The organism is Streptomyces sp. NRRL F-5126, from assembly GCF_000721265.1.
Taxonomy (GTDB): domain Bacteria; phylum Actinomycetota; class Actinomycetes; order Streptomycetales; family Streptomycetaceae; genus Streptomyces.
In genome coordinates this window covers 482020-496755 of record NZ_JOFZ01000001.1, presented here as the reverse complement: position 1 = coordinate 496755, position 14736 = coordinate 482020, and the positions used below count along the sequence as shown (strand labels likewise).

18 protein-coding genes and 1 pseudogene are annotated in these 14736 nt (G+C 71.5%); 8 read left to right on the top strand and 11 right to left on the bottom strand.

Going from position 1 to position 14736, the window contains the following annotated elements:
* Window positions 1-5: 5 nt before the first annotated feature.
* The 3 genes and pseudogenes from IH48_RS32915 to IH48_RS32910 all read right to left on the bottom strand — a co-directional run bounded on the left by IH48_RS32915 (window position 6) and on the right by IH48_RS32910 (window position 1629).
* On the bottom strand, window positions 6-371 hold the full coding sequence (locus tag IH48_RS32915) for a hypothetical protein (protein WP_037840789.1): 366 nt from the start codon (window positions 369-371) through the stop codon (window positions 6-8).
* Window positions 365-1096 (bottom strand): hypothetical protein, encoded by a 732-nt coding sequence (locus IH48_RS0102295; RefSeq protein ID WP_030898361.1) that lies wholly within the window; start codon window positions 1094-1096, stop codon window positions 365-367. The genes IH48_RS32915 and IH48_RS0102295 overlap by 7 nt, the downstream gene beginning before the upstream one ends.
* Window positions 1087-1629, bottom strand: a pseudogene (locus tag IH48_RS32910) (RNA polymerase sigma factor). Before IH48_RS32910 ends, IH48_RS0102295 begins: the two are co-directional and overlap by 10 nt.
* 270 nt (window positions 1630-1899) lie before the next feature.
* Between IH48_RS32910 and IH48_RS0102285 the strand changes: the two are divergent.
* The 5 genes from IH48_RS0102285 (at window position 1900) to IH48_RS0102265 (ending at window position 4281) form a co-directional block, all read left to right on the top strand.
* Window positions 1900-2436, top strand: coding sequence for an Asp23/Gls24 family envelope stress response protein (locus tag IH48_RS0102285; RefSeq protein WP_030898360.1), 537 nt, complete (start codon window positions 1900-1902; stop codon window positions 2434-2436).
* An 8-nt stretch (window positions 2437-2444) separates the two neighbouring features.
* Complete coding sequence (locus IH48_RS0102280; protein WP_030898356.1) at window positions 2445-2633, top strand: hypothetical protein; 189 nt, start codon at window positions 2445-2447, stop codon at window positions 2631-2633.
* Window positions 2633-2986 (top strand): hypothetical protein, encoded by a 354-nt coding sequence (locus IH48_RS0102275; protein WP_030898352.1) that lies wholly within the window; start codon window positions 2633-2635, stop codon window positions 2984-2986. The genes IH48_RS0102280 and IH48_RS0102275 overlap by 1 nt, the downstream gene beginning before the upstream one ends.
* Complete coding sequence (locus tag IH48_RS0102270; protein ID WP_158710225.1) at window positions 2983-3642, top strand: DUF6286 domain-containing protein; 660 nt, start codon at window positions 2983-2985, stop codon at window positions 3640-3642. Before IH48_RS0102275 ends, IH48_RS0102270 begins: the two co-directional genes overlap by 4 nt.
* 72 nt (window positions 3643-3714) lie before the next feature.
* Window positions 3715-4281, top strand: coding sequence for an alkaline shock response membrane anchor protein AmaP (locus tag IH48_RS0102265; protein ID WP_158710224.1), 567 nt, complete (start codon window positions 3715-3717; stop codon window positions 4279-4281).
* 61 nt (window positions 4282-4342) lie between these two features.
* Here IH48_RS0102265 and IH48_RS0102260 read toward each other — a convergent pair whose 3' ends face one another.
* The 4 genes from IH48_RS0102260 to IH48_RS0102245 are packed head-to-tail and all read right to left on the bottom strand — an operon-like array spanning window position 4343 to window position 8495.
* Complete coding sequence (locus tag IH48_RS0102260; RefSeq protein ID WP_030898345.1) at window positions 4343-5158, bottom strand: DUF1295 domain-containing protein; 816 nt, start codon at window positions 5156-5158, stop codon at window positions 4343-4345.
* Window positions 5155-6465 (bottom strand): SAM-dependent methyltransferase, encoded by a 1311-nt coding sequence (locus IH48_RS0102255; RefSeq protein ID WP_051838979.1) that lies wholly within the window; start codon window positions 6463-6465, stop codon window positions 5155-5157. The genes IH48_RS0102260 and IH48_RS0102255 overlap by 4 nt, the downstream gene beginning before the upstream one ends.
* A gap of 3 nt (window positions 6466-6468) precedes the next feature.
* The gene (locus IH48_RS0102250; protein WP_420705440.1) at window positions 6469-7221 is read right to left on the bottom strand and encodes a DUF1365 domain-containing protein; all 753 of its coding nucleotides are present in this window, start codon (window positions 7219-7221) and stop codon (window positions 6469-6471) included.
* Complete coding sequence (locus tag IH48_RS0102245; RefSeq protein ID WP_030898331.1) at window positions 7215-8495, bottom strand: NAD(P)/FAD-dependent oxidoreductase; 1281 nt, start codon at window positions 8493-8495, stop codon at window positions 7215-7217. The genes IH48_RS0102250 and IH48_RS0102245 overlap by 7 nt, the downstream gene beginning before the upstream one ends.
* 168 nt (window positions 8496-8663) lie before the next feature.
* On the opposite strand from IH48_RS0102245, the gene IH48_RS0102240 reads away from it, so the two are divergent.
* The 3 genes from IH48_RS0102240 to IH48_RS0102230 all read left to right on the top strand — a co-directional run bounded on the left by IH48_RS0102240 (window position 8664) and on the right by IH48_RS0102230 (window position 11745).
* A complete protein-coding gene (locus tag IH48_RS0102240; RefSeq protein WP_078849405.1) occupies window positions 8664-10415 on the top strand; it encodes a molybdopterin-dependent oxidoreductase in 1752 nt (583 codons plus the stop codon).
* Window positions 10416-10508: 93 nt separating this feature from the next.
* On the top strand, window positions 10509-11168 hold the full coding sequence (locus tag IH48_RS0102235; RefSeq protein WP_030898326.1) for a fasciclin domain-containing protein: 660 nt from the start codon (window positions 10509-10511) through the stop codon (window positions 11166-11168).
* Between the two features lie 79 nt (window positions 11169-11247).
* On the top strand, window positions 11248-11745 hold the full coding sequence (locus IH48_RS0102230) for a GNAT family N-acetyltransferase (RefSeq protein WP_107059226.1): 498 nt from the start codon (window positions 11248-11250) through the stop codon (window positions 11743-11745).
* A 14-nt stretch (window positions 11746-11759) separates the two neighbouring features.
* On the opposite strand, the gene IH48_RS0102225 is transcribed toward IH48_RS0102230, so the two are convergent.
* From IH48_RS0102225 to IH48_RS0102210, 4 genes are all read right to left on the bottom strand, one after another.
* Window positions 11760-12512 (bottom strand): anti-sigma factor, encoded by a 753-nt coding sequence (locus tag IH48_RS0102225; RefSeq protein ID WP_030898321.1) that lies wholly within the window; start codon window positions 12510-12512, stop codon window positions 11760-11762.
* A complete protein-coding gene (locus tag IH48_RS0102220) occupies window positions 12509-13093 on the bottom strand; it encodes a sigma-70 family RNA polymerase sigma factor (protein ID WP_030898317.1) in 585 nt (194 codons plus the stop codon). Before IH48_RS0102220 ends, IH48_RS0102225 begins: the two co-directional genes overlap by 4 nt.
* A gap of 447 nt (window positions 13094-13540) precedes the next feature.
* Window positions 13541-14143 (bottom strand): DJ-1/PfpI family protein, encoded by a 603-nt coding sequence (locus tag IH48_RS0102215; protein WP_030898314.1) that lies wholly within the window; start codon window positions 14141-14143, stop codon window positions 13541-13543.
* A 95-nt stretch (window positions 14144-14238) separates the two neighbouring features.
* A complete protein-coding gene (locus IH48_RS0102210; RefSeq protein WP_030898312.1) occupies window positions 14239-14736 on the bottom strand; it encodes a hypothetical protein in 498 nt (165 codons plus the stop codon).

Genomic DNA, 14736 nt, shown 5'->3' with positions numbered 1-14736 from the left:
GTCCCTCAGGCGACGCCCGTGATCGTGACGGACACGGACACGTGGCACCCGTCCACCCTCGCCGGCATCGGCCCGCCTGCCGCCGCCCGGGCGAGCACCGCGCTCGCCGCCGACTCGACGGCGGCGCGCACAGCCCTGGTCACGTCCACCGCACGGCGATCCTGTGCCGCCACCAGCTGGATCTGTATCCGCCAGTGCGCCCGGTCCGCCTCGTACCGGACACGGACCCCGCCCGTCGGCGGCGCGAGACGGGCGGCACCGCGGACGACATCCCCGAGACCTGGCCTCAGGAACGCCACGCCGTCCGTGCCACGTGCTACGGCGGCCGCCTCCTGGGCGAGCCGGGCCGCCATGTCGCGCCTGCTTACCATCGGGCACCTCGCTCGCTCTCGCCCCCGGTCACCGCGTCGACCGCCTCCTCGTCCAGGAGGTCGATCACCGAGACGTCTATCGACCGCACATCGATGCCCACCGCCTCGTCAGCGGCGGCCAACATCCGCTCGCGCACCTGGCGGGCCAGTTCGGGCATCGCCCATGACGTCGACACCGCCAACTCCACGTAGACGTCGACGGGGCGGTGCAACGGCACGTCCGGCAAGGGATCCCGGACCCCCACATCGTCTGCCGCCACCGGACGGATCCGGCAGCTGCCCGCCCGCACGCCGGGCAGAGTCTCGGCCGCCGTGCGCAGAACCTTGGCGACGGCGGCCTCCACGATCCAGGAGTCCTCCTCTGGCTCCCCGAGAGGCAGGGTGAGCCCGGGGCGGAGCTCGAGCCGGACGATGTCCATCACCCTGGCCGTCACCGACTCGGTGCGGCTCGCGATCGACTCAGTCGCGCCGTCGGCCGGGCCCGCCGCGTCGTCCGTGGCGCGGCCGACGAAGTCCTGCAAGGCGCTGAGCCGGCCCAGAGCGGCCGTGCAGTGGGGGCACTGCGCCACATGAGGGTCGGGGCGGACATCGCCGTCGTCCCACTCCTCCCACAGCCACGCGAGGGAACGACCGCACGGGAGCAGTTCGTCGTCCCCATGCACCCGGTCCCCTTCGCCGTCCTGCTCCCACGGGGGCGTGTTCGGCGGGTTCGTGTTCATCGCCATGCGACCATCGCCTCCGTCAAAGAGCGGCGTGCCCGATAGATCCTGCCGCGTACGGCCTCCTGATTGATCCCCACCACCGACGCGATGTCCTCTTACGACAGACCGTGCATCTCGCGCAGGAGCCAGCATGCCCGCTGCTCGGGGGAGAGCCGGCCGAGCGCGCTGTGGAGATCCGACACCACCGCGGAGGACTCCGCGGCACGGGACGGCGACGCGTAGTGGTCGGGTGCCTGCGGTTCCGGGACCGCGTCGAGCGTGGTCGTCGGGCGCCGGGAGCGCAGCTGGTTGAGACACCTGTTCGTCACGATGCGGTACATCCACGTCTGGAACGACGAGTCCGCCCGGAACTCGGGCAGCCGTCGCCACGCGCTCACGAACGCGTCCTGCACGGCGTCCTCCGCATCACCAGCGTCCGTGAGCAGGCGGTTCGCGAGTGCCAGCAGCACGGGGGTGTGCCGGCGGACAAGCCTTTCGAAGGCGTCCGTGTCGCCCTCGCCGGCGCGCACGGCCAACAAGGGATCGTCGGGCCAGATGCGGTGCTCCGGTGCTCTGGCGCGTCTGAGCGCCGACTCCTCAACAGGCACGAACGAACTCCTTTCCCCGTTGGCTGTACATGACCTTGGACACGGTGGGCGGCCCGATCGTCACGCCTGCCCGCCGAGAAAAAAATTTCGATCAATTCGCTTCGGGCGCGTGAGGAATGGGTCGGAGGCGGGTCCAACGTTTGTCGGCGCAAAACAGTCCGGCACACGGCGACGCTGCTCCCCGCGGGCAGCGAGCACAGACGATCCGAGGAGTACCCCATGACGACACCCACGGCTTCGACCGGCAAGACGGGCATCCCCGCGGCGCCGAACGGCTCGTCCTCGCAGAGCCCGCGCCCCGGGAGCGGACAGGGGCTCACGACAGTGGACGCGGGCCACAGGGGCACGGACGAGCCCGCCGGCACTCGCGGCAGGACGATCATCGCCACCGGCGTGGTGGAGAAGATCGCGGGCATGGCCACGCGCGAGGTCCGCGGCGTGTACGCGCTCGGGGGAGGTGGCCTCAGCCGAACGTTGGGGGCCGTGCGGGACAAGGTGCCGGGCGGCGGTGGCCGCGCCGGCCTCGGGCGGGGGGTGAAGGTCGAGGTGGGTGAGCGGCAGACGGCCGTCGACCTGGACATCGTCGTGGAGTACGGCGTCCCGATCCAGGATTGCGCAGCCGATGTCAGGGAGAACGTGATCGCAGCGCTCGAACGGATCACGGGACTGGAAGTCGTCGAGGTCAACATCGCAGTCGGCGACGTGCATCTGCCCGATGACGACGCGGAGACCGACGGCGAACTGCGCGTGCAGTAGGAGGAGTGATGAAAGGGTGGTCCGCGCTGGGCCTCGTAGTGGGAATGGCGCTCGGCTTCGCTGGCTACTTCGGCGGCTTCGGGGCGTTCCTGCTGGTGGCAGCGCTTGGAGCGGTCGGATTCTTTGTCGGCCGCATGGTCGACGGCGATCTCGACGTTCAAGACATCCTGCACCCGGACCGGCGCAGGAAGCCGTGATGACGCAGGGCCCGCCCCGGGATCCGGGGGAGCCGGCGAGCCGGGGAGCGACGGTCATCAGCGAGCGGGCGACGCGGCGGATCGCGGCACAGGCCGCAAGGGAGGCACTCGAGCCGCGCCCCCACACGGCGGCGCGCGCCGACGCCGACACACGTCGCGGCAGGACGAAGATCGCCCTTGAGGTCGACCTCCCGTATCCGGTTGACATCGACGGGGTGTGCGCGCAGGTGACGCGACATGTCGGGGCTCGCACCGCGGAGTTGACCGGTGTGCCGGTCATCTCGGTGGATGTGCTGGTGGGAAGGCTTACGCCGGTCCAGTCGCTCAATGCGGAAAGGCGGGTGTGGTCATGAGTCAGCAACCTGAAGGGCAACCGGTCGAGTTCCCGTCCGTGCCGAAGCCGCGTCGGTCGTGGTCGGCGCGGCGCGCTCCGGCCGCGGTGTGTGCGCTGCTCGGCGCGGTCGCCTGCGCAGCGGTGCTGTACGACGTGGTGTCGGTTCGGTTCGGCGGGACGCCGTCGCCCTGGCGCCATGCGCTGCTCGACCGCCTGTACGGGATGAGTGTCACGGACACCCTCGCAGTCGTAGCGGCGGCGGTGCTGGTCGTGGTGGGGCTCTGGCTGATCTGGCTCGCGATGACACCGGGCGCGCGCAAGCGTGCGCCGATGAAACCGCCCGGCGGCGACGTACGGGCGTTCCTTGACCGGTCGGCGACAGCGCTGCTGCTGCGTGACGTGGCATTGGAAGTTCCCGGTACGGACGACGCGAAAGTCCGGGTGCGGCGCCGGAAGGTGCGCGTGCGGGCGACAGTGCGCTTCGGCGACCCGACCGAGGTCGAGGCCGAGTTGACGCGCGCCCTCACGACCAAGCGTGACGCGCTGGGGCTCGCCAGGCCGCCTCGCCTCGCCATACGGGTGAGGCCGGATGGCGACTGGACACCTCCCGTCCCGGAGCAGACGGAGTCCGTCGGCAGCGCGGACACGCCCGTGGCCACGGGCGGAAAGAAATAGGCCACACGGCAGCGACGCGAGTGCGGAAAGGCGTTGAGTGGTGTGAGGAATGCGCTGAACAGGCTGCTGATCATGGTAATCGGGCTCGTTCTCCTCGGAGGGGGCGGCCGGCTCGGTGTCAACGCATTGGTCGACCGCGACGAGGTGTCCTGGCAGCTGCCCTCCTGGTGGCGCGGCCCCCGTGCGTACGATCACCTGATCGACCGTGCCGCGCTCGACAGGATGCGGGATCAGGACTGGTGGGCCCCCGTGGTCATCAGCGGTCTCGCGGTGCTTTTCCTGCTCTTCCTCGTCTGGCTGCTGGCGCAGGGGAGGTCGCGCGGGCCGGCGTCGCTCTTGCTGCGGCGGTCCGGCGCCCGGCTGCGCAAGAGCGCCCTGGAGAGTGCGATGGCCACGGAAGCGGAGACCCTGCCCGGCGTGGCCGGCGCGCGGGCCAGGCTGACCATGAAGAAACGCGGACAGCGCAAGTTCCGGGCACGGATGACCGTCGTACTGGAGCCGTACGCTGAGCCGGGTCCGGTGCTCGACGGGCTGGTGCACGGTCCGTTGAAGGACGCCGGCAGCTCCACGGGGTTCGGCATACCGGCCACCGCGGTGCGGATGCGGGCCACCGGGCACAGCGGGCGCAGGGTCCGCTGAGCGGACTCTGCCCAGACTTCGGACCCGGAGCCTGGGCAGGGGGCCCGCCCCGGGAGCAGCCTTACGCCGCATGCCTCTTGGGCGGCAGGGGAAAGAAGCCGCTGGTGCGGGCGGCGTAGGCCGCGAAACCCGGGCGGTCGGCCATGTGCTGTTCCAGCAGACGTTTTCCACTGCCGCGCGTGAGCAGCAGTGACATCACGACGGGGCTCACCACGGTCGCCGCAGCCGTCTGCCAGCTGCCGCATGCGAACAGGAACAGTCCCCACCACACGCAGAAGTCGCCGAAGTAGTTGGGGTGGCGGGTCCAGCTCCACAGGCCGCGGTCCATGATGCGGCCCTTGTTCGCGGGATCCGCCTTGAAGGCCGCGAGTTGGTGGTCGCCGACCGCCTCGAAGAACACCCCGATCAGCCACAGAGCGCAGCCTGCGTACATCGGTGCGTCCGGGCCGGCGGGCAGACAGAGGGCCGCCTGCACGGGAAGCGACACCAGTACCACCAGCGCCGCCTGCAACAGATAGACCTTCCACAACGCGTGCAGATGCGGGCTGCCCGAGCTCTTCGCCAGCATCTTCTCGTAGCGAGGATCCTCGCCCCCGCCCCAACCGCGGTGCGCCATGTGCACGGCCAGCCTCATCCCCCAGACGACGGTCAGCGCGACGGCGAGGGACTGCCGGATGCGATTGCCGTCGCTCTCCGACGCCACCACTGCAAGGGACACGACAACCCCCACCGAGAAGGCGGTTCCCCATGCGACATCCACATAGCGGTGCCTGCCGCGTGACGCGCCCAAGGCGAACGTCACGAGCATGACGGCGAGCACACCGCCTGCCGAGACACCGACCCCCGCCCCGAACCCGCCCCAGGGGAAGCCGCTCACCTCGCGCCGCCCCCGGTCCTCGCCAGCGCGATCTGCCGCACATCCAGGTAACCCGAGCGGAAACCCGCTTCCGAATACGCCAGATAGAAGGTCCACATGCGTCGGAACGTCTCGTCGAAACCCAACGCGTCAACCGCATCCACCTGTTCGGTGAACATCTCACGCCACAGCCGAAGGGTCTCGGCGTAATGGGCGCCGTAGCCGACCACGCGAACGCTCCGCAGGTCCGTCCGGCCACGGGTGATGCTCTCCACGGCGTCGAGCGAAGGGATCATCCCGCCAGGGAAGATGTACTTCTGGATCCAGGTGTGGGTGTCCTTCGTCGCGAGCACCCGGTCGTGCGTCATGGTGATGGCCTGCAGCACGACCCGCCCGCCCGGCACGACCAGCCGATCCAGGGTCCGGAAGTACTCGGGCCAGAACTCCACGCCCACTGCCTCGATCATCTCCACGCTCACCACAGCGTCGTACGTGCCCTCGACGCGCCGGTAGTCGCACAACTCGATTGTCACGGCGTCGGCATGGCCCGCGGCCCGTACACGCTCACGCGCCAGGTCCCGCTGCTCCGCCGAGAGCGTGACGCTGTGCACGCGCGCCCCGCGTGCCGCCGCCCGCACGGCGAGTTCACCCCAGCCCGTGCCGACCTCGAGCAGCCGGGTGCCCGGCCCCACGCCGGCCGCGTCCAGCAGCAGGTCGATCTTGCGGCGCTGAGCGTCGGCCAGCAGCGACATGTCGGAGGGCAGTGCGCGGAAAACGGCCGACGAGTAGGTCATGGTCTCGTCGAGGAACAGCGCGAACAGGTCGTTCGACAGGTCGTAGTGACGGTGGATGTTGTCGCGCGACCCCTCGGGAGTGTTGCGCTGACGGACGGGCTGCTTGCGCACGAACGCCTTTCGCAGCCGCTGCAGCGGCTGCGGGATCAACCGGTCCGCGTGCGTGGCGAGCACGGTCAGTACGGCGACGAGATCGGGCGCGTCCCACTCGCCGGCCATGTACGACTCGCCGAAGCCGATCAGCCCGCCGACGCCGACCCTGCGGAAGAAGGCCGCCGGATCGTGGATGTTCATCCGCGGCCCGCCGCGCCCGATCGTGTCCGGCCCCGCCTCGTGCCCGCCGAGGCGCACATAGAGAGGGAGACCGCCCAGGGAGTGGCGCACGATCCGTTCGGCGACGGCCGTCCGCAACCGGGACGACCTAGGCAGCCGGGCCACGTCGGGCCACCGGCGAGCGTCGACTGGCGCGGCGTGCGCCGCTACGGGGGAGCGGCCGGCGGACGGGTTGTGGTGCGGGTACGGGGAGAGGGTCACGGCTTACTCCACGCCTTCCTGGTGCGGGTGTCGGGGACGGGGCTGCACGGGCAGGCCGCGCAGCACCCGGAGCGCGATGCCGTGTACCCGGATGCCCACGGAGACGGCAGCCGCGGACCACGGATGGCGGACGGCCACGCCCACGAGTGCGCGGCGGGTGGCCGGGCGGCGCTCGCCCCGCACCGTGGCGGTGAAGGCGCGGCCGCCCGCCCTGTCGAGATGCACGGTCAGGGAGAGCCGGCCGGCCGGCTCCGGCAGCAGCATCGTGTAGTCGCCGTCCACGGGGAAGAACGGCGAGACGTAGAAGTCCTTGGAGGCAGTGACGCGGCCGGACTTGTCGGTGCCCAGCAGGTAGCAGTGGCGCTCGCCGTACGTGTTGTGGACCTCGGCCACCACACAGGCCATCGAGCCGTCCGGATAGTGGCACCAGTACAGGGTCAGCGGGTTGAACACATGGCCGAACACTCGGGCGTGGGCGAGCATGGCGACCTTGCCGCCTGCCAGATCGATGCCGTTGGCCGCGAGGAAGGCGTCGAGCCCCTCCCGCAGAGTGGGCCTGCTGCCGCCGAAGTGGTCCCGCGCGTCGAATCCCGCCAGTGGGCGCAGCCACCACGGCAGTTGCGGTGGCCGGTCGGGATCGATGAGCCACAGGTAGGTGCGCAGGTGGAAGGCGTACCTGCGGGGCGTGACCCGTACATGCGCGACGGTGCACGGATACAGCGCCGGGGGGACGGGAGCGGTCGGCGGCGTCACCAGTCCACCCCCAGTGCCGCGGCGGCCGTCACGCCGGATCGGCAGCCGTCCTCGTGGAAGCCCCAGCCGTGGTACGCCCCCGCGTAGGCGGTGACACCGGTGTTCAGGCCGGGCAGCCGCCGCTGGGCGGTCACCGACTCGGGCGTGTAGACGGGATGCTCGTAGTCCATGCGTGCGAGGACCTGGCCGGGGTCGACCCGGTCGGTCCCGTTGAGCGTCACGACATACCGCTCGGGGGTGTCGAGGCGCTGGAGCCGGTTCATGTCGTAACTGATCCTCACGGCCGAGGCGCCCGCGTCGCAGCCGGGCAGGAGCATGTTCCAAGAGGCGGCAGCGCCGGGCGAGCGCGGCAGCAGACCCGTGTCGGTGTGGAGCTGGGCCGGGTTGCGGGAGTACGGGAAGGCCCCGAGCACGGCGCTTTCCTCGTCCGTCGGGTCGGCGAGCAGCCCGAGTGCCTGTTCGGGGTGGACGGCGATCACCACGGCGTCGTACCGCACGGGGCGGCCGTCGTCCGCCCCGACGGTGACACCGTCCCCCTCTCTGTTCACGGAGCGCACCGGAGTGGAGGTGCGCACGGCGCTGAGCTGCTTGCCTATCCGCTCCACGTACGAGCGCGACCCGCCGGTCACGGTGCGCCAGGTGGGCGAGCCGCCGACGGAGAGCAGGCCGTGGTGGTCGAGGAAGCGGAACAGGTACCGAGCGGGGTAGCGCAGCGCGGTCCGCGCGTCGCAGGACCAGACAGCCGAGACGAGAGGGGTCATGAAGTGAGCGGTGAAGTACGGCGAGAAACCGTGCTCGGCGAGGAAGGCGCCGAGTGTGGACTCCCCGGTACGCCCAGGCGACTCCACGGCCAGCAGCCGACGGGCCGCGCGGTGGAAGCGGGGTATCTCCACCACCATCCGCAGATAGGACGGGTTGAACGCGTTGCGGCGCTGCGCGAACACGCCGCGCGGGCCCCGGGCGCCCGCGTACTCGATGCCGCATCCCTCGCACCGCACGGACATGGACATCTCGGACTCCTGGGTCCTGACGCCCAGTTCCTCGAAGAGCCGCAGCAGGAAGGGGTATGTGCGTGCGTTGTGCACGATGAAGCCGGAGTCGACGTGGTGGACGCGGCCGTCGGCGCCTGGGAGGTCGTGCGTGTGAGCGTGGCCGCCGAGGCGGTCGTCCGCCTCGTAGAGCGTCACCTCGCGACCGCCCTTGCTCAGGATGTAGGCGGCCGTCAGCCCCGCCACCCCGCTGCCCACGACGGCCGCGCTCCGCGCCGCTCCACTCATCGTGCTCCTTCCCTGCCAGGTGGTCCGGCACCACCCCTCACGCGGGTACTTCGGAGCAGGAGCCGGGAAGGACTGGTGCACCCGCGCCCCGTCATCGGGATACCGCGTGGTTCACACCACCGGGTGAACGATGCGAGAGGGACCAATCCGCTACGCGCTCCGCGCCGAATGGGCGGTGTGAGTCGAGAAGCGGATGCCACCACACCGAAGGACGGGCCAGGACGCGGCCGGGGCCGGGCGCTGCGCGTCCTGCTGGGTGCGGCGAGCGGCCTGATCGCCGGCTTCGGGGCCCTGGCCGCCGCCGAGCTGGTGTCGGCCGCGGTCCGCCCCGGGGCGAGCCCGGTCACGGTGGTGGGCGGCGCCGCGGTGGACCGCACGCCTCCCGGGCTCAAGGACTTCGCGGTACGCCACTTCGGCACCAACGACAAGGCGGTGCTGCAGCTGGGGATCGTGGTGGTCCTGGGGCTGTTCGCCATCGCCATCGGGGTGATCGCGACGCGGCACCGGCGGATCGGCGCGACCGCCGCGCTCGCGTTCGGCGCCGTGGGCGTCGCGGCCGCCGCGTCCCGCCCCGACGCGCAACCGACCGACGTGCTGCCGTCGGCCGTCGGCGGAGTGGTGGCCTTCGCGCTGCTGTACTGGCTGGCAGGCCGGGCACGCGAGCCGTACGGCGCCGCCACCGGCCGACCCGCCCCTGCGTCAGCACACGCGCCCGGGTCCGCGGCGGAACCTGCCCCGGCCGCCGCCGGCGCGGCTCCCGGCCCTGACGCGGGCGAGCGCATATCGGGCGGTGGACCGAGCGGTGGCGGTGGCGGTGCCACCGGTGGGACGTTCGACCGGCGCGGGTTCGTCGTCGCGGCAACCGCCGCCGTGGCGGCGTCCGCCGGGGCGGGCGCCCTCGGCCGCTACCTCAACGCCGACAAGGCGGCCCAGCAGGCGGCGAGCCGAGCGGACATCACGCTGCCACGCCCCGCCTCGCCGGCACGGCCCGTGCCGAGCGGCGTGCACCCCGACGTGGAGGGCCTGAGCTCGTTCTTCACCTCCAACAAGGACTTCTACCGGGTGGACACCGCCCTGTCCGTGCCTCATGTGGACGCCACGTCGTGGCGGCTGCGGCTGCACGGCAAGGGGGTGAGCAGGCCGGTGACGTTGACGTTCCAGGACCTGCTGCGGCGCGAACTCGTGGAGCGCGACATCACCCTCACCTGCGTGTCGAACGAGGTGGGCGGCCCGTACGTCGGCAACGCGCGCTGGATCGGTGTCCGTCTCGCCGATGTGCTGAGCGAGGCCGGCGTGAAGCCGCCGTCGCACGGCGGCCCGGCCGACCAGCTCGTGGCCAGGTCGGTGGACGGCATGACGATCGGCTCCCCCGTGGAGACGGTCATGGACGGCAGGGACGCGCTGCTCGCCCTCGGGATGAACGGCGAGCCGCTGCCGTTCGCACACGGCTTTCCGGTGCGGATGGTGGTGCCCGGCCTGTACGGCTATGTGTCCGCCTGCAAGTGGCTCACCGACCTCGAACTGACCACGTTCGACGACTTCGACGCGTACTGGGTGAAGCGGACCTGGTCGCGCAAGGCACCCATCAAGACCGAGTCGCGCATCGACACCCCACGCCCGTTCGCGAGCCCCGAGGCGGGCACGGTGCCGGTCGCGGGCGTCGCATGGGCCCAGCACAAGGGCATCGCCAAGGTCGAGGTGCGGGTCGACGGCGGCCCCTGGCACGAGGCGAAGCTCGGCGCGCAGGACACCAGCGACACGTGGCGGCAGTGGGTGTGGCCGTGGCAGGCCACGTCCGGCAGACACACGCTTGAGGTCCGTGCCACCGACCGCACCGGCTACACGCAGACGGACAAGCGCGTCGGCACCGTGCCGAACGGCGCGACCGGCCGCCACTCGGTGGTGGTCTCCGTGCCCTGAACCGGCCGCCCGCTCCACGAAACAACGACGTCACGCCCAACCCCAACCCCCCTCGGCGCACGAAGAGGTGCGCCGTCCAGAAGGAGAAGTGCCATGCTCGCCAAGCGATTCCAGCGCACCGCCGCCCTCGCCGCCACCGCCATCACGCTGCCTGTGGTCCTCACCGCGTGCTCGAGCGACAGCGGCAAGAGCAACAGCAGCGGTTCCGGCGCCTCCGCGGCTTCCTCGTCGTCCGCCGCCATGCCCTCCACGTCCGCGTCCAGCACGGCGATGGACCAGCCGTTCGGCCCCGCCTGTTCGTCCGTCCCGAAGTCCGGCGCGGGCAGCTTCAACGGCATGGCGAAGGACCCTGTGGCCACCGCCGCGTCGAACAACCCCGACCTGTCCACGCTGGTGACGGCCGTGAAGAAGGCCGGACTCGTCGACACGCTGAACAACGCGAAGAACATCACGGTCTTCGCGCCCACCAACGAGGCGTTCGCGAAGATCCCGAAGGCGCAGCTGGACAAGGTCCTCAGCAACAAGGCGATGCTGACGAAGATCCTCACCTACCACGTGGTGGGCCAGAAGGTCACGCCGTCGCAGCTGTCCAACGGCTCCTTCACCACCCTGGAGAAGCAGAAGGTCATGACGTCGGGCTCCGGCCAGTCGTTCAAGGTGAACAAGACGGCGAACATCGTCTGCGGCAACGTGCCGACCGCGAACGCGACCGTGTACATCATCGACAGTGTTCTGATGCCGCCGAAGAACTGAGAAACCGCAGGCGAATCGCGCCGCACCGCACCGCAATTCGCGTGCGGTGCGGTTCTCCCGCGTGATACTCCTCGCCGGTGTGGACCCACTTGTGACAGCGCGGCTCATACTGCATCCGATGACCGCCGGCGAGGCCGGGCGCGTCGTGTCGGGCGAGGTGGACGGCGGCGACCTATGGGCGCCCGGCTATCCCACCCCTGGCGATGTGATCGCCGCCAGGCGCTTCCTGGAGGCCTGCGCCGCCACCGGCGATCCGCGGCCGTTCGGCAACTACGAGATCCGCCGCAGCGAGGACGGCCGGGCGATCGGCGGCCTCGGCTTCCACGGGCCCCCGGACGGGAACGGCGGCGTCACCATCGGCTACGGCCTCGTCCCGTCGGCGCGGGGCAGGGGCTACGCCTCCGAAGCCCTGCGTGAACTGCTGCGGTTCGCGCGGGAGCACGGCGTCACGTCCGTGAAGGGCGACGCCGACCACGACAACACCCCGTCCCACCACGTCATGACGGCAGCCGGCATGCGTCCCGCGGGTGAGGACGAACGCCTGAAGTACTTCGCGATCTCCTGGACCGGTTCCTAGGTGGGACGGCCCGGCTACGCCGGGAACTTCATCAGGGCGAGCGGAGTCGTCGTCGGCGCGGGGGAGCCCCCCGCCGGTTCCACTGTGATGCCCATGGCGGACGCCTGCCCGACGTGGCCCGTCAGCAGCACCGCCTGCGAGGCGGCCGACGGGTTGAGCAGCCCGGCGGAGCGCATCGTGCCCGCGTCGTCGTACCAGAGCTGGTACGTCTTGCCGCTGGGCGGCTTCGGCAGCCCTGACGCGATGAACGCCGCTCTGTCCTGCGAGCGGGAGACGACGACCGTGCCGGTCGCGCCGTCGCTGAGCCTGCCCGCCGTGGTCTGTGCGTCAGGCGCGGACAGCACTGCTGCCAGGTCGCGCGAGTCCCGTATGGCGCTCTGCGCCTGGGCGCGGGCGTCCTGGGCCTCCTGGTGCTGCCAGACGGCCACGCCGCCGAGTGCAGCCGCCCCCGCGACGCACGCCGCGAGCGCCCACCGCGTCAACGCGCGCCGGCGCCGGCCGCCCGCGCCCGGCCGCGCCGACGTCGCCACCTCGGGCGGCAGCTGGCGCTCGGTCGCGACGCGCTGGAGCACCCGCTGCTTGAGGTGGTCGGGCGGGACGAGGGACACGGCGAGGCCGAGCCGCGTGGCGGTGGCCGACAGCTCGGCGACCTCCTGCGCGCAGGCCGGGCAGGCGAGGAGATGGCGCTCGAACTCGGCACGCTCCTCGGGGCCCAGCGCGTGCAGCGCGTAGGCACCGGTCAGGGTGTGCAGATCAGCGGTGGTCATACCGACACCCCCAGGCAGTCACGCAGTCGGATCAGGCCGTCACGCAGTCGCGTCTTGACGGTGCCGAGCGGCACCGAGAGCAGCTCGGCGACCTCCCGGTAGAGCAGTCCCTGGTAGTACGCGAGCGTTACGGACTGCCGCTGGAGTTCCGTGAGGGTGCGCAGGCAGCGCCGCACCTGCTCGCGTTCGAGCCTTGCCTCCACCTGCTCGGTGACCTCGTCGAAGGACGGCGTGCGTGCAAGCAGCGCGGCCTTCTCCTCGCGGTCGCTCGCGGCCTGCACGGACCTCACGCGGTCCACGGCACGCCGGTGCGCGAGGGTCAGCACCCACGTCATGCCGCTGCCCTTGTCGTGCCGGAACCTGGCCGCCGTGCGCCAGACCTCGAGCAGCACCTCCTGGGTGACCTCCTCGGACTGCGCCGGGTCGCGCAGCACCGAGCGCACCAGCCCGAGAACGGGCCCGCACACCATGTCGTAGACGCGTGAGAAGGCATCCTGGTCGCCGCGGGCCACGTGGCCGAGCAACTCCTCCAGATCCGGCCCCACGGGCACGGGCCCGCCGATATGAACGGCCTCTTTCACGCGGCTCTCCTCCGGATGGGGTCTTTCGCACGCGGCTTCGTCCGCAGAACGTCAATGGTTCTTCGTCGCCACGGTCGGGCGGGATTGGTCGAAGGACGTGGTGACAGAGACGCCGGGGCCGGCCTCGAGCCGCGGTGCGGCACCCCGCAGGCGGCGGCCGCTCCCGTTTCAGGTGCGGGAGCGGCCGCCCGGGGCGGTGCGCGGGCGGAGCGGGGGAGCGCTCGACCTGCGTTTCTCGCCCCCTTCCTCGTATCACAGAAACCCGCCGGTGGATCCCCGCCGGGTGGCTGGTTTACGCCGCGTGCGGTACGTCCGGGCGGGCCGGAGACCGCAGGGCGTCGACGCACACCCGGCCTGGGACGCTCCCCACTCGGCCGGTAATCGCCCGTAAATCGGGCGTCTTGTCCCCGCGCCTGTCCCGCGCCCGTCCCGCGCCTGCCGGGCGTCTCAGACCGGCGGCCGCGGGTCGTACTGGATGCCGCGCCGCACCTCGCGCGCCCGCTCGGTGGAGGCCAGCCGCGCGACGAGGTGCAGAGCCATGTCGATGCCGGCCGAGACGCCGGCCGAGGTGACGACGTCGCCGTCGTCGACGAACCGATCGTCGGCGCGCACGTCGATCGTCGGGTCGAGCTCCGCGAGCAGTTCGAGCGAGCCCCAGTGCGTGGTGGCGGGCCGCCCGGCCAGCAGCCCGGCAGCCGCGTAGACGAGCGACCCCGTGCACACGCTCGTCATCAGCGGGACCGCGCGCCGCTGCGAGCGCACCCACTCCACGTGCCGCTCGTCGCGGAGCAGCGGGCGCGTCCCCATGCCGCCGGGATGGAGCAGCACGTCCAGCGGCGGTGTGTCGGCCATCGAGTGGTGCGCCTGGACGGTGAGCCCCTTCGAGCACGTCACGGGGGCACCGTCGGCGGAGAGGCAGAACACGCGCCACCCGTCACCCGGGAAGGTACGCGTCCAGAACGCGAGTACCTCCCACGGGCCTATGGCGTCCAGCTCCTCGACGTCCGGGAACAGCAGGATCCCGATGTTCCGCGTGGCTTCTTCGCTCATACGCCGATCCAAGCAGACGCCGCCTCGCGGAACCCCGCGATCGCGCGGGCCGGGCGCCGCAGGCGCGGGCCCACGACCCGGCGGCCGAGCGGCCGCTACGTGCGGGGGAACCGCGCTTGCAGGTCCCACACCAGCACGTTGCCCGCCAGGCCCTCGTGCATGTCGGTGAGGTCGGCGATCAGGTCGTGCAGGAAGTCCCGTGCCTCGCGCCGCAGCAGGCCGTGGTTGAACGTGAGCGGCGGTTCGTCGCCCGCTGTCCAGTCGGCCTCCACGTCCACCCAGCCGAAGCGCCGCGTGAAGAGCATGCGGTCGCTCGACTCGGTGAAGTCGAGTTCCGCGTGCTGCGGGCGGGAGGCGCGGCTGCCGCGTGGGTCGCGGTCGAGCCGCTCCACGATGTCGCACAGCGCCCACGCGAAGTCGAGCACGGGCACCCATCCCCAGGCTGTGGACAGCTCCCGGTCGGCCGCGGTGTCGGCGAGGTACACATCCCCGCAGAACAGGTCGTGGCGCAGCGCGCGCGAGTCCGCCGTGCGGTAGTCCGTCTGCGGCGGGTCGGGGAAGCGGCGGGAGAGCGAGTAGCCGATGTCGAGCAC

What these genes read in the sequence shown, in the direction of transcription:
- IH48_RS32915 (WP_037840789.1), bottom strand. Translation starts at nt 371, where the DNA reads ATGGTAAGCAGGCGCGACATGGCGGCCCGGCTCGCCCAGGAGGCGGCC.
- IH48_RS0102295 (WP_030898361.1), bottom strand. Translation starts at nt 1,096, where the DNA reads ATGGCGATGAACACGAACCCGCCGAACACGCCCCCGTGGGAGCAGGAC.
- IH48_RS0102285 (WP_030898360.1), top strand. Translation starts at nt 1,900, where the DNA reads ATGACGACACCCACGGCTTCGACCGGCAAGACGGGCATCCCCGCGGCG.
- IH48_RS0102280 (WP_030898356.1), top strand. Translation starts at nt 2,445, where the DNA reads ATGAAAGGGTGGTCCGCGCTGGGCCTCGTAGTGGGAATGGCGCTCGGC.
- IH48_RS0102275 (WP_030898352.1), top strand. Translation starts at nt 2,633, where the DNA reads ATGACGCAGGGCCCGCCCCGGGATCCGGGGGAGCCGGCGAGCCGGGGA.
- IH48_RS0102270 (WP_158710225.1), top strand. Translation starts at nt 2,983, where the DNA reads ATGAGTCAGCAACCTGAAGGGCAACCGGTCGAGTTCCCGTCCGTGCCG.
- IH48_RS0102265 (WP_158710224.1), top strand. Translation starts at nt 3,715, where the DNA reads ATGGTAATCGGGCTCGTTCTCCTCGGAGGGGGCGGCCGGCTCGGTGTC.
- IH48_RS0102245 (WP_030898331.1), bottom strand. Translation starts at nt 8,495, where the DNA reads ATGAGTGGAGCGGCGCGGAGCGCGGCCGTCGTGGGCAGCGGGGTGGCG.
- IH48_RS0102240 (WP_078849405.1), top strand. Translation starts at nt 8,664, where the DNA reads ATGGGCGGTGTGAGTCGAGAAGCGGATGCCACCACACCGAAGGACGGG.
- IH48_RS0102235 (WP_030898326.1), top strand. Translation starts at nt 10,509, where the DNA reads ATGCTCGCCAAGCGATTCCAGCGCACCGCCGCCCTCGCCGCCACCGCC.
- IH48_RS0102225 (WP_030898321.1), bottom strand. Translation starts at nt 12,512, where the DNA reads ATGACCACCGCTGATCTGCACACCCTGACCGGTGCCTACGCGCTGCAC.
- IH48_RS0102215 (WP_030898314.1), bottom strand. Translation starts at nt 14,143, where the DNA reads ATGAGCGAAGAAGCCACGCGGAACATCGGGATCCTGCTGTTCCCGGAC.